The organism is Streptosporangium sp. H16, assembly GCF_051918855.1.
Taxonomy (GTDB): domain Bacteria; phylum Actinomycetota; class Actinomycetes; order Streptosporangiales; family Streptosporangiaceae; genus Streptosporangium.
The window spans coordinates 1-17,047 of record NZ_JBPXMD010000017.1; the positions used below are offsets into that span (position 1 = coordinate 1).

The 17,047-nt window shown below is 72.0% G+C and carries 16 protein-coding genes and 2 pseudogenes; 11 read left to right on the top strand and 7 right to left on the bottom strand.

Annotation, left to right across the window (positions count from 1 at the left end; genetic code table 11):
* The coding region (locus ACTOQ2_RS26115) for a helix-turn-helix domain-containing protein (RefSeq protein WP_440103221.1) at positions 1-155 on the bottom strand (155 nt) is incomplete at its 3' end.
* Positions 156-344: 189 nt separating this feature from the next.
* Positions 345-485: pseudogene (locus ACTOQ2_RS26120) on the bottom strand (IS607 family transposase); the annotation flags it as partial.
* Here ACTOQ2_RS26120 and ACTOQ2_RS26125 point away from each other — a divergent pair.
* From ACTOQ2_RS26125 to ACTOQ2_RS26140, 4 genes and pseudogenes are all read left to right on the top strand, one after another.
* Positions 481-666 (top strand): annotated as a pseudogene (locus tag ACTOQ2_RS26125) (DUF5925 domain-containing protein); the annotation flags it as partial. The pseudogenes ACTOQ2_RS26120 and ACTOQ2_RS26125 overlap by 5 nt on opposite strands.
* A 6-nt stretch (positions 667-672) precedes the next feature.
* Complete coding sequence (locus ACTOQ2_RS26130; RefSeq protein ID WP_440103223.1) at positions 673-1,272, top strand: AAA family ATPase; 600 nt, start codon at positions 673-675, stop codon at positions 1,270-1,272.
* Positions 1,273-1,381: 109 nt separating this feature from the next.
* A complete protein-coding gene (locus ACTOQ2_RS26135) occupies positions 1,382-1,825 on the top strand; it encodes a DUF1622 domain-containing protein (protein ID WP_440102979.1) in 444 nt (147 codons plus the stop codon).
* Positions 1,818-2,135, top strand: coding sequence for a hypothetical protein (locus ACTOQ2_RS26140; protein WP_440102980.1), 318 nt, complete (start codon positions 1,818-1,820; stop codon positions 2,133-2,135). Before ACTOQ2_RS26135 ends, ACTOQ2_RS26140 begins: the two co-directional genes overlap by 8 nt.
* Here the strand turns inward: ACTOQ2_RS26140 and ACTOQ2_RS26145 are convergent.
* Both ACTOQ2_RS26145 and ACTOQ2_RS26150 read right to left on the bottom strand, forming a co-directional pair.
* Positions 2,117-2,668, bottom strand: coding sequence for a hypothetical protein (locus ACTOQ2_RS26145; RefSeq protein WP_440102982.1), 552 nt, complete (start codon positions 2,666-2,668; stop codon positions 2,117-2,119). The two genes, ACTOQ2_RS26140 and ACTOQ2_RS26145, sit on opposite strands and share 19 nt — an antisense overlap.
* The gene (locus ACTOQ2_RS26150; RefSeq protein ID WP_440102984.1) at positions 2,665-4,041 is read right to left on the bottom strand and encodes an SWIM zinc finger family protein; all 1,377 of its coding nucleotides are present in this window, start codon (positions 4,039-4,041) and stop codon (positions 2,665-2,667) included. The genes ACTOQ2_RS26145 and ACTOQ2_RS26150 overlap by 4 nt, the downstream gene beginning before the upstream one ends.
* 1,102 nt (positions 4,042-5,143) lie before the next feature.
* Between ACTOQ2_RS26150 and ACTOQ2_RS26155 the strand changes: the two genes are divergently transcribed.
* The 6 genes from ACTOQ2_RS26155 to ACTOQ2_RS26180 all read left to right on the top strand — a co-directional run bounded on the left by ACTOQ2_RS26155 (position 5,144) and on the right by ACTOQ2_RS26180 (position 12,838).
* Positions 5,144-5,527: a histone-like nucleoid-structuring protein Lsr2 gene (locus ACTOQ2_RS26155; protein WP_362683408.1), complete on the top strand. Its 384-nt coding sequence runs from the start codon at positions 5,144-5,146 to the stop codon at positions 5,525-5,527.
* A 146-nt stretch (positions 5,528-5,673) separates the two neighbouring features.
* The gene (locus ACTOQ2_RS26160; RefSeq protein WP_440102986.1) at positions 5,674-6,981 is read left to right on the top strand and encodes a M20/M25/M40 family metallo-hydrolase; all 1,308 of its coding nucleotides are present in this window, start codon (positions 5,674-5,676) and stop codon (positions 6,979-6,981) included.
* Positions 6,982-7,621: 640 nt separating this feature from the next.
* Positions 7,622-8,989 carry a lipopolysaccharide biosynthesis protein gene (locus tag ACTOQ2_RS26165; RefSeq protein WP_440102988.1) on the top strand — a complete coding sequence of 456 codons (1,368 nt, stop codon included), beginning with the start codon at positions 7,622-7,624 and terminating at the stop codon, positions 8,987-8,989.
* Positions 8,990-9,046: 57 nt separating this feature from the next.
* Complete coding sequence (locus ACTOQ2_RS26170) at positions 9,047-10,219, top strand: DegT/DnrJ/EryC1/StrS family aminotransferase (protein WP_440102990.1); 1,173 nt, start codon at positions 9,047-9,049, stop codon at positions 10,217-10,219.
* A 271-nt stretch (positions 10,220-10,490) separates the two neighbouring features.
* Positions 10,491-11,582: a GNAT family N-acetyltransferase gene (locus tag ACTOQ2_RS26175; protein ID WP_440102992.1), complete on the top strand. Its 1,092-nt coding sequence runs from the start codon at positions 10,491-10,493 to the stop codon at positions 11,580-11,582.
* A gap of 20 nt (positions 11,583-11,602) precedes the next feature.
* Positions 11,603-12,838, top strand: coding sequence for a DegT/DnrJ/EryC1/StrS family aminotransferase (locus ACTOQ2_RS26180; protein WP_440102994.1), 1,236 nt, complete (start codon positions 11,603-11,605; stop codon positions 12,836-12,838).
* Between the two features lie 42 nt (positions 12,839-12,880).
* Here the strand turns inward: ACTOQ2_RS26180 and ACTOQ2_RS26185 are convergent, their stop codons facing one another.
* Genes ACTOQ2_RS26185 through ACTOQ2_RS26195 form a run of 3 tightly spaced genes read right to left on the bottom strand, consistent with a single transcriptional unit; the run spans position 12,881 to position 15,313 of the window.
* Positions 12,881-13,849 (bottom strand): STM4011 family radical SAM protein, encoded by a 969-nt coding sequence (locus tag ACTOQ2_RS26185; RefSeq protein WP_440102996.1) that lies wholly within the window; start codon positions 13,847-13,849, stop codon positions 12,881-12,883.
* A complete protein-coding gene (locus ACTOQ2_RS26190; protein WP_440103225.1) occupies positions 13,836-15,149 on the bottom strand; it encodes an STM4012 family radical SAM protein in 1,314 nt (437 codons plus the stop codon). The genes ACTOQ2_RS26185 and ACTOQ2_RS26190 overlap by 14 nt, the downstream gene beginning before the upstream one ends.
* Before the next feature lie 5 nt (positions 15,150-15,154).
* Positions 15,155-15,313 carry a hypothetical protein gene (locus ACTOQ2_RS26195; protein WP_440102998.1) on the bottom strand — a complete coding sequence of 53 codons (159 nt, stop codon included), beginning with the start codon at positions 15,311-15,313 and terminating at the stop codon, positions 15,155-15,157.
* 242 nt (positions 15,314-15,555) lie between these two features.
* Here ACTOQ2_RS26195 and ACTOQ2_RS26200 point away from each other — a divergent pair, with 242 nt between their 5' ends.
* Positions 15,556-16,881: a phytase gene (locus ACTOQ2_RS26200; protein WP_440103000.1), complete on the top strand. Its 1,326-nt coding sequence runs from the start codon at positions 15,556-15,558 to the stop codon at positions 16,879-16,881.
* Positions 16,882-17,047 lie beyond the last annotated feature (166 nt).

Sequence of the window (17,047 nt, forward strand, 5' to 3'; positions counted from 1 at the left end):
TAGGACTGCTCAGCCGCACGCTGGGACAAGGCGGCCTTGACGCGGGCCAGGCCCCAGTTGAAGGCGAACCGGGCCGCACCGCAGTGGGAGGCGAGCAGGCGCGCCTGCTCGGGGGTGGGGTCCAGGGCATAGCGGTAGGCCTGGTGGACCCGCATCAACCCTCCCCCTCACGCTACGCAGTTGACCGTTAACGTAGCGTAGGAGTCATGGTCAACGACTCCCCGACCGGCGAACAGACCGACGCCCGCCTCGGGAGCGCAGGAAGCCGCAGACGGAGCCGGTGGTCTTGCCGGCGGTGCCGGTAGCGGTGTCGGTGGAGGCGGGCACGCCGAGGAAGACGCCTGCGCCGAAGACACGCGGGCGTACCCCACGGTGGTTGCGCCGTGCGAGGCGAGGGGATCGACGTCTGCGACCAGGATCAGCCGTCCGACCTTACGAGCGGGCACAGGCAAAATGCCTTCCCGATACCACCGGTAAGCGGTGATCGGGTGGACACCCCTGCGCCTTAACCCACTCTTTCACGATCACTCACACATCCTGATACATGCTCCACCACCAACTGCTTCCAACCCCCGGGGCAGCCGCCGCTCGAAGAAGCCGATCACCGCCTCCCCCTGGGCGGAGATCTCCGGCAACTACGCCAGGTCGGTCAGCGAGCCGCTGTCGCGGCTGATGTCCGTCACCCCCTCCGAGGCGCACGGCCGGCTGATCCTGCTGCACGGCCCGCCGGGCACCGGCAAGACGACGCTGCTGCGCACGCTCGCCCACGAGTGGCGGTCGTGGTGCCAGGTCGACTGCGTGCTGGATCCGGAGCTGCTGTTCCAGTCCCCCGGCTACCTCATGGAGGTCGCGGTCGGCTCCGACGAGCACGACCACGATCACGACGGCGACGGAGGCGGCGACCGGTGGCGGCTCCTGGTGCTGGAGGACTGTGACGAGCTGATCAGGGCCGGCGCCAAGGAGGCCACCGGGCAGGGCCTCTCGCGGCTGCTCAACCTGACCGACGGGCTCCTCGGTCAGGGCCGTGACGTCCTGGTCGCCATCACCACCAACGAGGACCTGGCCCACCTCCACCCCGCCGTCACCCGCCCCGGCCGCTGCCTCGCCCAGATCGAGGTCGGCGCCTTCCCCTACGACGAGGCCGCCCGCTGGCTCGGCACCACCGAGGGGCTCTCCCCCTCGGGCGCGACCCTCGCCGAGCTCTTCGCCCGCCGCGAAGGCGTCCTCGACCGCACCTCGGCCGCCCCGGAGAACACCGGTCTCTACCTCTGATCTCCATCTCTGCGCGACCCTCGATCGACCCATGGGCGACCCCCGATCACCGCGGACAGGGCGGCGACCGCGGCCGCATGGTCGGGGAGCCACCGGGTAACAGCAGCGCATGCTCGATCTCCTACCGGAGGAGACCCTCCGGCAGCTCGTCAACCTGCTGGTCCGCCTCGTCGAGGCGGCCGGGGCTGCCGTCATCTTCGTCGGTGCCGCGATCGCGTTCGTGCGGTTCGTGCTGGCGGCCGTACGGCGGCACGACGACGGGTTCATCACCGTGCGGCTGTTCCTGGGACGGTTCCTCGCCCTCGGCCTGGAGTTCCAGCTGGCCAGCGACGTGCTGCGTACGGCCATCGCACCGAGTTTCACGCAGATCGGGCAGCTCGCGGCGATCGCGGCCATCCGCACCGCGCTGAACTTCTTCCTGAACAGGGAGATCGAGCGGGAGGGGCGCACGGTGAACGACGCGCGCGGGCGCGGCTCACTGGACGCCCCCGGCGGGCACGGCTCGCCGGACGACCCCGGCGAGCGCGTCCCGCCCGGTGCCGGGAATGGCTGACCTCGTCCGGATGCTCGTCCCCCTGATCGTCGTCATGGGGCTGGCCGCCGCGCTCGCCGTGCTGCTCTCCGGCGGCGGTCCCGGCGTCGCGCTCGCGGTGCTGCTCGACTTCCTCCTCGCGGCCGGGCTCCTGCGCCTCTCCCAGGCCCAGACCTGGGCGGCGATCATCACGGCGGCGCTCACGGCGCTGGTCCGCAAGCTCGCCGTCGCCGGGTTCTCCGCGTACCCGGCGGGACGGCGTCCGCCCGGACGCCGTCCCGCCGCCCCCGCCCCCGGCCCGAGCGGGCAGGATCAGGGCCGTACGAGATAGTCGTGCAGGCGGCGGCACTGGCGGCCGAACCCCGACGAGGAGCGGCGCGGCGGCGTGGCGAGCCAGCCCAGCACGAGCGGGTCGTGCTCGGGCGGGGTCACGCCGGTACCGCGGAGCAGGGCCAATACCAGCAGCAGTCTCGGTGAGGTCGGGGTGCGGACCCGCAGGACGAGCCGGGAGACCAGATCGGCCCGCCACCCGGGCTCCCGCGCGGAGATCACCCTGATGAGGGCGGCGGTGTCGCCCGGCCTCTCCCACTCGAAGATCGTGAACTCGCGGCGGTTCAGCCAGGTGGCCACGGCCGCCGCGCCGCCGAGCGAGCCCGCCCCCGCCACCCGCAGGTGCTCGCCCCGTCCGCCCCGCCTTCTCCACGGCTCGAAGGACCCCGCCTCGCGACGCGCCGGCCTGAGATACCCGGGCAGTTCCCTGGCGACCTCCCTGCGCTCCGCGTCGTCGAGCTCCACCATCCGGGCCGCGAGCTCGTCGAGGCCGGCGTTCTCGATGAGCTCGCGGACCTCGTCCCAGACCGTCATCGGGCGTCCTCCCGGGTGAGGGTGGCCGGTGCCGCCGGGGAGGTGGTGGGGGCGTCGGCGGTGCCGGCGGCCATCCGGGCGGCGAGCACGTGCTTACAGGGACCGCGCGAGCCCCGGTGGTCGTACCACCACGGGCAGGTGCACGACCCCTCCGCCGTCCGCACCAGGCGGACGCCGCCGCCGGTGGTCACCTCGGCCGAATCGGGGCCGGTCAGCCGGACGGCGCCGGAGGCGACCAGGGCGCGGGCGGAGCCGAGCCTGGGGTTCAGCGCCGCGACGTGGTCGCGGTCGTAGGGCAGCTCGCGGTGGAAGTGCGCGGCCTCGAAGAGGTCGTAGCCGACCCGGCCCGCCGTGCCGAGCTGGGTGAGCGAGGCCCGGACCCGCTCCGGCGCGAGCCCGGAGCGCTCGGCGAGCAGGCCGAGCTCCAGGGTGGGCTCGAAGTCGAGCAGGATGCCGACCAGGTCGGCGTCGCCGGCCACCACGTCCGAGGAGAGGTCGTCCAGGACGGCCCCCTCCCCGGAGAAACCGCGCCAGGCCTGCGGGGACAGGACCAGCGTGTAGCGCATGCCCGGCAGTTCCAGCTCCCAGGCGCTCGACCCCGAGCCGTCCGCCGGCCCGTACACGCGCAGCGCCTTGGCGAAGCGCAGCGACGGCATCATCGTCGCCAGCCTGCCGACCCCGGCCAGATGGACCCCGCCCGGTACGGCCCGCTCGGAGAGCCGCAGCTCCCTGCCCGCGGGAACCGCCCACACCTCGGCCGCCGCCCGCTTCGGCAGGCCGCGCAGGAACCTGACGGCCTGCGGCCCGGCGAGCTCGGCGCGCAGGTCGAACCCGGAGGCGATCACCTGGACCTCCGCGAAACCGCGCAGCCACCGGTCGGGCAGCGGCACCTTCTTCTCCACGACCGCGCCGTCCAGGGTGGTCACGGTGAGCTCGTCGGGACCGACCCCGACGTGCAGCGGGTCACGGCCGCCGACCCTGGCCAGCGCCTCGCGCAGCGGGTTGTTGACGTCCACGTTGGTGGTGCCCCGATCGAAGACCTCACCGTCGAGGGCGGGACCCAGCACGTCCAGCCGGGCGTAGACGCCGCCGCAGGCGGAGAACGACTCGAACCTGAGGCGGTCGCCGCCGCAGGTCACGACCGGATCGCGGGTGAATCCGGGCTGCGGCCGGTGGTAGCGGGCCAGCGCCACGTCGGCGACCGCGAGCAGGCCGGTCGCGGCGGGTGCGGCCTGGGTGAGCAACCCGCTGAAGAACCGGGGATGGTCGAGGAAGCCCGTCGTGGTCCGGCCTCCGGACGTCGACAGTCCCAGATGTCCGTCGGAGAGCGTGGAGGGGCCGGCGTAGGAGTAGGCCTGCACTGCACTTGTCATGGGCCGGACGGTAGAGATCACGACTGACAAATCCGGCCACGACCGCGCGGCCGGCGTACGGACCACCGGTTTCGAAGGCTTCGGGGGCCGGGGGTCGGGGCGCGGAGGCGCCGGATCCGGTCAATGCCCCTATCCGATCCCCCGCCGGCTCGCGAACAATTCGGGGAACGCCGGTTGATTGATCCGGACGGACGATGGAACGGGCCAATGACCGCCAGGGACCAAACGACGCCCGCCGTCCCCCTCCCCCACAATGCGAGACGCCCGGAATCATACGGTCCACAAGGCGAGTCTTGCCTTACCTTAGAGTGTCGGGACCGCACCTCAATGTGATCGGCCGCGTGCCGCCGGGCGCCTTCGAAGGCGCCCGGCGCCGGACGCCGGCAAACCCGTGGACCGGCGGCACGCATTCCGGACGCGGGGAAGTCATTTGTCCTCCAGAATCCCGGAACGCGTTCGGTTACGGACATCCGGCGTGCGTGAATTGTCCGCCGAGCGCCCGGGACGGCGCGCGGGGCTTCTCCTCCCCGCCTCTCCGCACCCCCGGCCCGTCCCCCGTTCCCCTCCCGCGATCTCGACTCGACAGATACCGTGAGCAGCGAAAACGGGACGGAGGACACGCCCGGCGGCCGAGAGGGGCGACGGCGGGAGGCCGCGGCGCCCGGCGCGACGGCGTCCGGGAAACGAACGGCAGTGGAACGACGGACCAGAGTCGCCCCAAGTGGCGGAAGTCGATTTTTTTCCGGGCGGCGAGGCCGGAAACCACTCGGAGGTCATGAAACTCCAAAGCGCCCAGATGCCCCCTTCCGGAAAACCCGCCGAGGGTATCCGACAGATCTCGGCATACAAGGCGCCTAGGGGCCCCGGCGCCGCCGTCGTTTTTAATCCCTCGTGAGCGGGAAGCATTTCCCAATGACGTGGAGACGTCGGAGTTCGGCCTTGAGTAATTAACCTGAAGGATTGATCTCCGATGGGCAGAGGTTTCCTGAGCGCAGCGGTGAAAGGAGGGACTAGAGTTTTGCGCACGGGGAAGAGACGCGGGAACCATCGTCGGTCGGGTTCACGACCGCACGCTCCGGCGCCAAGATTAAGGAGTCGCACAATGGCACGTCAGCAAGTCGTCACGTTCACCGACGACATCACCGGCAAGAAGGCGGACGAGACCGTCTCGTTCGGCTTGGACGGCACCGCCTACGAGATCGATCTGAGCTCGAAGAACGCCACGAAACTTCGTGAGGCCCTCAAGCCGTTCCAGTCCGCCGCCCGCAAGGCGAGCACCTCTCTGAGCCGCAAGGGCAGGGCGAAGGGCTCCGGCGGCAACCGCGAGCGGAGCGCCGAGATCCGGGCGTGGGCGAAGTCCCACGGGATCGAGGTGAGCGAGCGCGGGCGCATCGGGGGGAAGGTCGCCGAGGCGTTCGCCGCCGGCGACCCCAGCGTGGCCAAGGGATCGACCAAGAAGACTCCGCAGGCCGCGCTCAGCGAGTGAGACAAGCTCCCGGGCCCTGGAGGGGTAGCGGCGTCGCAGCCGGCCGGGAGTGCTCGACACGACGACCCGAGGTGCTATTTCCAACCCGGAGGGGTATGCACCTTTGATCCAGATTGTGGGTTCTTGTCTCCGGGGGCGTTTCGTCGATGAGCAGCGAGGTCACGCAGATCTGCTCGGACCTGATCAGGTTCGACACCACCAACCCCGGCCCCGGCGAGCGTCCGGCGGCCGAGCACGTCGCCGCCCTGCTGTCCGACGCCGGGATCGAGCCGGTGGTGTTCGAGTCGGCCAGCCGCAGGACCAGCGTGGTCGCCAGGATCCCCGGCGACTCGCCCGAGGCCCTGCTGATCCACGGCCACCTCGACGTGGTCCCCGCCCGGCCCTCCGACTGGCGGATCCACCCGTTCTCCGGCGAGGTCTCCGGCGGATGCGTCTGGGGCCGGGGCGCGGTCGACATGAAGGGCTCCCTCGCCATGACGCTCACCCTGGTCCGCGACTGGGCCCGGCGCGGGGTGCGGCCGGACCGTGACGTCGTGCTGGCCTTCCTCGCCGACGAGGAGGCCACCGGCGAGTACGGCGCGCGCTACGCGGTGCGCCACCATCGCGAGCTGTTCGACGGCTGCACCGACGCGATCAGCGAGTCCGGCGGCTACAGCGTCGAGGCTCCGGGCGCGCGGATCTACCCGGTCGCGGTGGGCGAGCGCGGCACCGCCTGGATGCGGCTCACCGCGACCGGTGTCGCGGGCCACGGCTCCCGCCCGCCGGTGGACAACGCGGTGGCCGAGCTCTGCCACGCCATGTCCAGGATCGCCTCCCACCCCTGGCCGGTGCGGCTGACGCCCGGGGTGGCGGCGCTGATCGAGGACCTGTCGGACATCCTCGGCGAGCGCGTCGACCTCGACCGGCTGGAGGAGGAGGCGAGGCGGCTCGGCCGGATCGGCGACCTGTTCGGCGCGCAGATCCGCAACTCGGCGAACCCGACGATGCTCCAGGCGGGCTACAAGGTCAACGTGGTCCCCGGCACCGCCGAGGGCCACGTGGACGGGCGGTTCCTGCCGGGACACCGGGAGGAGTTCCTGGAGACGATCGACCGCCTGCTCGGCCCCCGGGTGACCCGGGAGTTCGTCAACATCGAGGACGCCCCCTCGGCCCCGATGGACTCGCCGTTCTTCGACCGGCTCGGTGCCGCCCTGGTGGCCGAGGATCCGGCGGCGCGGCCGGTGCCGTACGTGATGTCGGGCGGCACGGACGCCAAGTCCTTCGCGGGGCTCGGCATCAGGGGGTACGGTTTCGCCCCGCTGATGCTCACCTCCGACCTCGACTACTTCGGCATGTTCCACGGCGTGAACGAGCGCGTCCCCGTCGAGGGCCTGGAGTTCGGCGTCCGCGTCCTGAACCGTCTCCTCACCTCCCGAGGTTCCCAGGCCCCCGCGGCACCGGCACCGGCCCCCTGAGGACCCGAAAGTCCCGAAGCCCCTGCTCCTGAGGCCCCCGAGTGACGCGCGGGGCCGCCCCCCTCGCCCCGGACCGCCCGGCTCCCGCGAACCCGCTCCGCGCACCGCGGGCGAACCCGCTCCGCATACCGCGAGTCGCTCGCGGTGACCCCGGTGACCCCGGTGACCTCGGCCACTCTCCCTCCACCTCCCTCCACCCCTCAACCCCGGGAAAGCAGGGCAGTCTCCATCACGATCAGGCCGTGCGGGGGACTTCCGGATACATGCCGGACACGGCTCGCTTGAAACTGGGGCATCATGACTCACGTGCCGATTCTCATGTACCCCTCGGTGACCGGCAGGTCTCGTGACGAGACGCGTACGCCGGCGACGTACCCTTCGGGGCCCGCCGGCGAGGCCACCGATCCACCCCGCCCGAGCGATCCGCGGCACTCCCGCACCGCCTCGGGGAACGGCGCGGACCGGGAGTACCGGGGTGAGTGAGCACGGCACCGGACGAGGCAGGCACGCCAGGCTCAGGGGCGGCGTTCCCGCGCCGGGCACCCGGCCGGAGGGTCCAGAGCCCCCGGTGAACGCGGCCACCGGCCTCCGTACAGCGGGTGGCAAGGTCGGTGCAAGCGGCCCGGCCGATGATGGCGGCGTGACGCGCGACGGGAGCGACCAGGCGGCGGGCCGGACGGCGACCGAGGAGCGCGGGGCCGGCCTGATGGACCGCCTGCGCAAGGATCTGAGGAACCCCCTGTTCCTGCAGGGCTACGCGCTGATGATCAATACGGGGATCACCGCCGTGCTGGGCCTCGGCTACTGGTTCCTCGCGACGCACCTGTACACCGCCGCCGCCTTCGGCGAGGGCCAGGCCCAGATCAGCGCGATGCGGCTGTTCTCCTCCCTGACCGGGCTCGCCTTCGCGGGCGCCCTGGCCAGGTTCATCCCGGTGGCCGGGCGCCGCACCGCCGAGTTCGTCCTGCGCGGCTACGCGGTCGCCGGGGCCGCCGGCCTGGTGGCGGCGCTGGGGTTCCTGCTGACGTTGCCGATCTGGGGCTCGGTCTACGCCGACCTCGGCGGGCTCGGCCCGGGACTGTTCTTCCTCGCCTCGGTGCTCGTGTGGACCATCTTCACCCTCCAGGACGTGACGCTGGCCGGGCTGCGCAACGCCGTCTGGGTGCCGGTCAACAGCCTGGCGTTCGGCCTGGTCAAGATGGGCCTGCTCGTCGCGCTGGCGTACGCGCTGCCGCAGGGCGGCGTCTTCGGCGGGATCTTCGTCTCGTGGATCGTGCCGACGGCCATAGCGCTGATCCCGATCAGCTGGCTCATCTTCGGCGTGATCATCCCCAAGCATGTCAAGAACACCGAGGTGAGCGCCGCGAATCCGCCGCGCCTGCGCGAGGTGGGCCGCTTCCTCGCCGGGGACTTCCCCGGCGCGTTCTCCATCCTGCTGATCCTCTATCTCGTCCCGGTCATCGTCGCGGGCTGGCTCGACGACGCGCCGACGTTCGGCTACTTCTCGATAGCCCACACGCTGGGCTCCATGGTCGGGCTGCTCGCGGCCAACATGGCGGTCTCGCTGACCGTCGAGGGGTCCTTCAACGCCGCCCAGCTGGCGCAGAGCGTGCGCAACGCGCTGCGGCGCACCTTCCTGATCGTCGGCCCGGTCGTCGCCGTGGTCGTGATCGGCGCGCCGCTGATCCTGAGCGTGTTCGGCCCGGGTTTCGCCGAGGCGGGCTCGCCGCTGCTGCGCCTGATGGCGATCGCCGTGCTCCCCCAGACGGTGATCGAGATCTGCCTCAGCATGCTGCGCGCCCAGAGCGAGGCGCGCAAGCTCGCCCTCGTCCAGATCGGGATGGCCGTCCTGGTCCTCACCTCAATAGCGGTGCTCTTCCCCCACTTCGGGATCGCCGCGGTGGGCTACGCCATGCTCGGCAGCCAGCTCCTGGTGGCGCTGCTGGTCTTCCCGAACATGCGCAGGGTGATGAACCATGGCAAAACCTCCCAGGTGAGCGCCGGTTAGGACGACACGCGGCCGCCGGTTTGCGGTCCCGATGCCGTACGTGATAGACGGTCTCCAGTGACTCCTGAGCACATCGTGGCGAAGCGGACACATCGCCTCTGCCTCCCGCTGCCTTCCAACCGCCTGGGCCTGTATCTGGCCCTGCGGCACTGGTGTCATCCCGGCCAGCGGCTGCTGATGTCACCGCTGTCGGCGGACGAGATCCTCTTCCTCGTGCTCGCGGCCGGGCTGCGCCCGGTCATCGCCCCGCTCTCCCTCGACGACGGCAACATCGACGTCGACGCCGTCGACCTCGACGCGGTCGACGCGGTGCTCACCACCAACCTGTACGGCCTGCCGGACCGGGTGGCCGCGTTCGGCGGCAAGATCCTGATCGAGGACGTCGCGCACGCGATCGAGACGAGCGTGAACGGCAGGCCGATCGGCACCTTCGGGGTGGCCGGCGTGTTCAGCCTGTCCAAGCACGCGGGGGCGGGCTCCGGCGGGGTGATCGCGGTCGAGCACCTCTCGGACCTTCGCGCCCTGGAGCGCGAGCGCGACCGGCTGCTGCAGCCGGGGGTCTTCAGGAAGGAGATCCACAGCGTGCTGACCTCCGCGGGCCGGCACGCCGCGCTGCGCCTGAACATGGTCCGCCCGGCACTGAGGGCCATGCGCGCGCTCGGCATGGAGGAGGAGCGCGAGGGATACCGCATCGCCCCGCGTCCGGCGGAGCTGCTCAGGGCGCTGGAGTACGCACCGCAGCAGCTGCCGGCGTTCGACTCCTGGGTCCAGGCCGACCTGCACGACTACCGGGCCAGGCGGGGCCACCTTTCGCGCTGGTACCAGTCGCGGCGCCTGCACGCGCTGCCCCGGCAGCGGTCACGGCGGATCGCCGGCGTCTCGGTGCTGGCCGCGCTGCCCACCGTGGCGCCGGCCGTCCGCCGCCACCTGGACCAGCCGCTGTTCCGGGTCCCGCTGCTGGTCTACGGCCGCGACGGGGCCATCGCCGAGCTGGAGCGGCACGGGGTCGCCACCGGCTACCTCTACGACCCGCCGTACGACGGCTACCTGCCGGAGTTCACCGACCCCTCTCCCCAGCCCGAGGTGGCGCGCTGGTGGGCCCGGCACGTGCTGCCGATCGACCCGCTGTACGCCCACCGCGCCCTGCCGGTCATCGAGCGGCTCATCCCCGCGGTCCCCCCGCTGCCACCCAGGGTGCCCCCGGGACCGGCCTCCTTCGACGTCGCTTAGCGAATCTGGCCGGCGACTCAGCGAATAGGGCGATATCCCCGATAGATTTGACCCATCGATTACCGGCTGGCGGTTCGGGGGATCGCTTCCTGGTTCCGGGATGGTTTCCGCGTGCCGTGACGCACACCCCTCGTGCCCGCGCCGACTGGATCTCGTCCTTCGCCCCGACGACGTCCAGTGCCTGGGACCAGGCTTCGAGAAAGGACCACCGCCCCGTGAACGGTAGGTTTGCGCGCACCGCTGGTCGTCCTCGCCCGGCGGGGGGCGGCGCATGAGGATCAGCGTCATCCGGCCCGCGGAGCTGGGCCCGGCCGAGATCGCGGCATGGCGGGGAATGCAACGTTCCAGCCCGCATCTCGACAACCCCTTCCTCGGCCCGGACTTCACGGTCGCGATGGGCGAGGTCAGCGCGGCGGCGCGGGTGGCGGTGATCACCGAGTCGGACGGGCCCGTGGGGTTCTTCCCCTTCGAGCGGCACGGTGGCGGGGTGGGCGCCGCGCTGGGCGGGTGGGTCTCGCTCTCCCAGGGGGTCGTCCACCGGCCGGGGGCCGAGCTCGACTCCGGCGCCCTGCTCAAGGCGTGCGGGCTGAGCGTGTGGGAGTTCGGCTGCCTGGTCGACCGCCAGCCGTGGTTCCAGCCGTTCGAGACGCTCAGGCAGGAGGCCGTGGTCCTCGACTTCGGCGGCGGCTATTCGGCCTTCCTCGAAGAGCTGCGCGAGCGCTCCCCGAAATTCCTCAAGACCACCCTGTACAAGGAGCGGAAGCTGGGCCGCGACGCGGGCGAGGTCACCTCCGAGTTCGCGGTGCGCGACCCGGAGCGGTTCCGGCTGCTGCGCGAGTGGAAGTCCGCCCAGTACCAGCGGATGGGCCGTCCCGACCGCTTCGGCAGGGCGTGGGTCGTGGAGCTGGCCGAGCGCCTGCACGCCGTCGACACCGACGACTTCGCCGGGCCGCTGTCGATGCTGTACGCCGGCGGCAGGCCCGTCGCGGGCCACTTCGGGCTGCGCACCGGCACGACGATGATCGGATGGTTTCCCGCCTACGACCCGGAGTACGCCAGATACTCCCCCGGCCTGATCCAGCACCTGCACATGGTCGAGGCCGCCGCGAAACTCGGGATCACCTCGCTCGACCTGGGCATCAGCAACGGCTCGGAGTACAAGGACGCGCTGTGCAGCCGGACCGTTCCCGTCACCGAGGGCATCGTGCGCCGCCGGTCGGCGGGCGCGGCGGCGCACTGGCTGCGCACCGAGCCGGTCCGCCGGGTGCGGCGGTTCATCCTCGACAGCCCGGCCCTGTACGGCGCCGCCGACAGGGCCATGAAGCGGTACGGTCGGCTGCGCACCCGTGGGAAGACCACGTGAGCCGACCGAAGGAGGGCCCGATGAGCGGTCACCCCGCCACGTCCGGCCGCGGGAACGGGCGCGGGAACGGCCGCGAGGACGGCCGCCGCGCGCTCGAGGCGGCCATGCGCGACCGGATCGGCCAGGAGTGCCTCCACGTGCCGTCCGCCAGGTTCGGCCTGCTGCTGGCGCTGCGCCACTGGTTCAAGCGCGGCGACAGGGTGCTGATCTCGCCGACGAACTGCGAGACGGTGCTGTTCGTCGTGCTGGCCGCCGGGCTGGAGCCGGTGATGGCGCCGGTCTCCTGGCGCGACGGCAACATCGACGTCCCCGCCGTCGACTGGACCGGTCTCGCCGGTGTCGTCACCACGCACCTGTACGGCCAGCCCGACCGGGTGGCCGAGCTGCGGGCCGAGTGCGACCGGCGCGGCGTGCTCCTTCTCGACGACGCGGCGCACGCCATGCAGACGGTCGTGGACGGCCGCCCGGCGGGCACCTTCGGCACCGCCGGGGTGTTCAGCCTCGCCAAGCACGGGCGGGCGATGTCCGGCGGGTTCCTCACCGCGGAGGACCCGGCCGCGCTGCCCGAGCTGGCGCGGACCAGGGACGAGCTGCTGCTCCCCGGAGGGGCGCGCGCCCAGCTGCTCGGCACGCTGCGGCCCGTGCTGCGCGAGACGATCTACCGCACCGGGCTGGTCAGGCCGATGTGGCACGCCCTCAAGGCGCTCGGGCTCGTGCGGTGGACCGGCCACCGCTGCCCGCCCCGCGAGGACGAGCTGCGCGCGGTCGTCGCCGCCGATCCGGTCGACCCGCGCGCCATGGACCACTGGCTGCGGATCGACCTCGACGACTGGCGGATGCGTCAGGGGCCGCTGCTGCGCGGCTACCACCGCTCCCGGTTCCGGGTGATCGACCGCGAGCGGGAGCGCCGGGTGGCCGGGGTCGAGCTGCTGCGCACCCTGCCCTGGGCGGCCGAGGGCGTCCGCGACGCGGCGCCGCAGCCACTGCTGCGGGTGCCCCTGCTGGTCGAGGACCGCGACGAGGTCGTCGTCCGGCTGGAGAGCCGGGGCGTGGTGCCCGGTTTCATCTACGATCCGCCGCTGGACGACTACCTGGACCTGGTTCCCGCGGGGCCGACCCCGGAGATCGCCCGCTGGTGGACCGGCCACGTCCTGCCCGTCGACCCGCTCCGCGCCGCCCGCATGGCCGGCCTGCTGGCCGAGCTGGGCGTCCGCCCGGCCGCGCGGCCCTTCACGGCGTCGCGGCAACCCGGCTGAGCGGGCAGGCGCGCCCGCCGCACCGAAGGCACCCGCCGACCGTCAACGCGGCCGGCCCGCGGGGATGCGTTCGAGCAGGCCGCCCGCGAAGACGCGGTAGAGATCGAGCGGTTCGAGATGCACGTATCCTATGTGGCAGTCGCACACGGGAAGCGGGCACGGGCGTGGGGCGAGCGCGCGCAGCGCCGACCCGTCGTAGAGGTTGCCGATCGGCTGCGCGACGAAGTGACACCGCCGCACCGTGCCCTCGCCGTCGACCGACACCACGCTCCGGCCGGTGCGGCAGGGCAGTCCGAGGCTGCGGTGCGGCCTCCTGCTGTAGCCGAACAACGGGTCGATCCCGGTCCAGACGGCCGCCTCCCGCTCGGTGTAGGCACGCCCCTCGGCGGCGTTGATCCACAGATACACGTCGTCGGGAAGCTCCGCCCGCAGCCGCCTGGCCGGCTCGGCGTGGTCGGGGACGCCGACCACGCCGACGCTGAAGCGCACCCCGTGGGCGAGCAGCTCCCGGCATCGGGCCAGGAACCGGTCGTGCGTCACCTGGCCCGGGTGGTAGGTGGCCCAGAGGGCGAGCGTGTCCAGGTCGGCTTCGGCGAGCCACCTCAGCCGGGTGCTCAGGTTGGTCTGGATGGCCACCCTGCGTACGTGGGCCAGGTGGCTCAGCTCCACCATCGCGGTGCGATACCACGATCTGACGAGCCCCTCGCCCCACGGCGTGAACAGCACCGAGACGGGAAAGTCGCGCGCCGCGACCCAGGCGGTGAAGCGGGCCAGCGCCTCCCGATCGGCGCGCAGCCGGTCCGGGCCGTCGCGCCGCTTCGCGAAGGGGCAGTAGGCGCAGTCGTAGTCGCAACTGGCCAGTGGGCCCCGGTAGAGGAGGGTCAGCTCCTCGGGCTTCGGGATGTCGCCCGCCGGGGACGCGTCCACGTGCCGCGGTGTGATGTCCCATATCGACAGTGGCGCCCGCCGGGAGCCGGTCACCGGCCCTGTCGGAGGGTCAGCGGAGATCATAGGACTCCATGAGGTCGCGGGCCCTGTCGGAGAACAGGGCCGGCCCGATGGCGTCGGAACGGGCCAGTCCTTCGGGCGTCAGCCGTACGCGGGCGGAGTCGTCCACCACCCAGCCGCGCTCGGCGAACCTACCGAGGGAGAAGTCGTCGAGGACGTCGCCGCCGAAACGCGCCCTGTAGGCGGCTCGGTCGAGCCCTTCGGCCTGCAGCAGGGACTGGATGAGATGGCGCCGGCGCTGTTCGAGATCGTCGAGCGCGAAGCCGACGTTGGCGACGCCGAACGCGGCACGCGGCAGCCGGACGAAATCGTCGATGATCGCGCGCACGTGTCGCACACCCACGGCGTACTCGAAGGAGTAATGCAGCCGCGACGTGTAGGAACGGGCGCCGCAGCCGAGACCGACCATGCCGTCGCTCTGGCAGCAGTACTCGCTGCCCGACTCCGTGCCGGGCAGCCGGAACATCCGCATGGACACCTGCTCGTACCCGGCGGCCAGGAGATGGTCGCGGCCCTGGCGGTAGAGGCCGAGCCGCTGGTCGTCCCAGTCGCGGCCGAGGGCGCCCAGCCCGGTGAGAGGCCGGACGTACAGCGGGTAGAGATAGATCTCCTCCGGGCGCCAGGCGAGGGTGGCGTCGAGAGAACGGCGCCAGGTGTCCGGCGTCTGGCCGTCGATGCCGTAGATCAGATCGATGTTGAGCGTGCGGAACCCGGTCTCGCGGATGGCGGTCAGCGCGGTCTCGACCTCGGTGCGGCGCTGCGGTCGCAGGGCGGCTCTGGCCTCGGCGTCGATGAAACTCTGCACCCCGATCGAGATCCGGGTGGTGCCGCGCTCGGCGAGCACGGCCAGACGATCAGGCGTGGCGGTGGCCGGAGAGGTCTCGATCCCGAGCGGGGTGGTGGAGAAGTCGGTCCCCATGGTCTGCTCGGCCAGGTCGAGCAGCCTGGCCAGCTCGGCCGCCTCCAGATAGGTGGGTGTGCCGCCGCCGATCGCCGTGGTGACGAAACGCGCGTCGTCCGGCAGCGCCTGCCGCACGGCTTCCGCCTGGCGCCGGAGCGCGTCGAGGTAGGAGGCCACCAGCTCCGCGGGGGCGCCGGTCCTGGTGAACAGGTTGCAGAAGCCGCACCGCATCTCGCAGAAGGGCACGTGCAGGTAGAGGAAGAGCGCGTCGGTGCGCTCCTGTTCCCAGACCTCGCGCAGCGGGGGCCGCGGGTCGAGCGGACGATAGGCCGTCTTGTGCGGGTAGGCGTAGACGTACCCTTCGTAGGGCCTCATGTCGTGCGTGCCGGCGATCGCGCTCATGTCTCTCATGCCGCGCTCCGGAGCGTGAGGAGGCGGGCCACCTGCGCGGCGTGGCAGTCAAGGCCGGCGGCCCCGCTCTCGGGCAGACCGGTGAGCCCGGACAGCAGGTCGCCGAAGGCGTTCGTCTCCGGACCGTGGAACGCGGTGAGATGCTCATGGATCACGGGGACTCCTCGGTACGGGCAGGGGTCAAGTTCTAGCAGCCGGCGCCGACAGATGTGGACCTGGCGGCCCTGCCTCCGATGCCTCCGATGCCTCCGATGCCTCCGATCAGGTGACGCGAGCACGGCCGGGAACCCTTCACCACATACGGCCGTCGCGTTCTCCTCCCGTCAACTCCCCGTTGCGCCGATTCCACAACGATCAAAAGGACATTTCTCTACATATCTCACGTGCAAGGAGATCCATGCGTTCACGGACTCGCCTCTGCCTGGCGGCGCTGGCGCTCTGCCTGGCCGGATCCGCGCTCGCGCCCGCCGCGCTGGCCGACGGGATCCCCACGGTCAAGCCCCGGGTCGAGACCCCCGCCCTGTTCGACGACGACGCCGGCGGCAACGCCAACGGCGACGACCCCGCGATCTGGGTGCATCCCACCCGCTCGGGAAGAAGCGTGGTGATGGCCACCGCCAAGGAGGGCGGCCTGTACGCCTACGACCTGGACGGCAGGCGACTCCAGCACGTACCCGCCCCCGCGGCCCCCGGCGAGGACGACGAGCCCGGCCGGTTCAACAACGTCGACCTGGTGTACGGCCTGCGCCTGTCCAACGGCGTCAGGACCGATCTGGCCGTCGTCTCCGACCGGGGCCGGGACCAGATCCGCTTCTATGCCGTCGACAAGGACGGGGCGGCACGCGGGCGGGCACCGCTCACCGACCTGACCGACCCCGCGGTGCCGTTCGTGTTCAGCACCGGCCAGGAGCAGGTCAACGACGCGCGGACCGCGTACGGCCTGGCCACCTGGCAGGACGGGACCGGCGCCTACGTCCTGGTCAGCCAGCGGCACAGGACGCGCGTCGCGCTGCTGAGGCTGACCGCCACCGCGCACGGGAAGGTCGGCTACCGGCTCGTCCGCACCCTGGACCTGCCCGCCTCGTTCCGGCTGCCGAACCGTACGACCTGGACACCGTGCCTGGAGCCCGGCGAGCTGCCCCAGGTCGAGGGCATGGTCGTCGACGGGGAGCGGGACGTGCTCTACGCCGCCCAGGAGGACGTGGGCATCTGGCGGATGCGGGCCGACCTCACCGGCACCCCGAAGCTGGTCGACAGGGTTCGCGAGTACGGCAGACCGGGCGTCTACGACCCCGAGACCGAGGAGTGCGCGCCGGGCGCCGACCCCGGCTACGGCGGCAGGCACCTGTCGGCCGACGCCGAGGGGCTGACGATCTACCACGGTGACGGCGGCGACGGTTACCTGCTCGCCTCCGGCCAGGGTGACAACACCTTCACCGTCTACGACCGGAAGGGCGACGACTACGTCGGACAGTTCCGGATCGGCGCGGGCCACGGCCTGGACGGCGTCGAGCACAGCGACGGCTCGATGGTGGTCAACGTCCCGCTGGGCCGGTTCGACAAGGGCCTGCTCGTGGCACACGACGGCGAGAACACCCCGGGGGCGGTCGACGAGGACGGCGAGGCCAGGGAGAACACGAACTTCAAGTTCGTCGGGTGGGGCGACGTCGCCGGCGCACTCGACCTCGACGTGGACACCGACGGCTGGAACCCGCGGGACTGACGGTCCTCCGTCGCGGACCGGCTCGGCCGGTCCGCCACCACGGGCCCCGGCGCGGCCCATCCGTCGCGGCCCGCGCGACCCCGGCGCGGGCCGATCCGTCGCAGCCCGCACGAACCCGGTGGGGTCGTCCCCCGCCACGAGCCCGCACGAGCCAGGTGCGGCCATC

Excerpts from the sequence above, each read along its gene's own strand:
- ACTOQ2_RS26130 (WP_440103223.1), top strand. The coding sequence starts at position 673 with ATGTCCGTCACCCCCTCCGAGGCGCACGGCCGGCTGATCCTGCTGCAC.
- ACTOQ2_RS26135 (WP_440102979.1), top strand. The coding sequence starts at position 1,382 with ATGCTCGATCTCCTACCGGAGGAGACCCTCCGGCAGCTCGTCAACCTG.
- ACTOQ2_RS26140 (WP_440102980.1), top strand. The coding sequence starts at position 1,818 with ATGGCTGACCTCGTCCGGATGCTCGTCCCCCTGATCGTCGTCATGGGG.
- ACTOQ2_RS26145 (WP_440102982.1), bottom strand. The coding sequence starts at position 2,668 with ATGACGGTCTGGGACGAGGTCCGCGAGCTCATCGAGAACGCCGGCCTC.
- ACTOQ2_RS26150 (WP_440102984.1), bottom strand. The coding sequence starts at position 4,041 with ATGACAAGTGCAGTGCAGGCCTACTCCTACGCCGGCCCCTCCACGCTC.
- ACTOQ2_RS26155 (WP_362683408.1), top strand. The coding sequence starts at position 5,144 with ATGGCACGTCAGCAAGTCGTCACGTTCACCGACGACATCACCGGCAAG.
- ACTOQ2_RS26160 (WP_440102986.1), top strand. The coding sequence starts at position 5,674 with ATGAGCAGCGAGGTCACGCAGATCTGCTCGGACCTGATCAGGTTCGAC.
- ACTOQ2_RS26175 (WP_440102992.1), top strand. The coding sequence starts at position 10,491 with ATGAGGATCAGCGTCATCCGGCCCGCGGAGCTGGGCCCGGCCGAGATC.
- ACTOQ2_RS26180 (WP_440102994.1), top strand. The coding sequence starts at position 11,603 with ATGAGCGGTCACCCCGCCACGTCCGGCCGCGGGAACGGGCGCGGGAAC.
- ACTOQ2_RS26185 (WP_440102996.1), bottom strand. The coding sequence starts at position 13,849 with ATGATCTCCGCTGACCCTCCGACAGGGCCGGTGACCGGCTCCCGGCGG.
- ACTOQ2_RS26190 (WP_440103225.1), bottom strand. The coding sequence starts at position 15,149 with ATGAGCGCGATCGCCGGCACGCACGACATGAGGCCCTACGAAGGGTAC.
- ACTOQ2_RS26200 (WP_440103000.1), top strand. The coding sequence starts at position 15,556 with ATGCGTTCACGGACTCGCCTCTGCCTGGCGGCGCTGGCGCTCTGCCTG.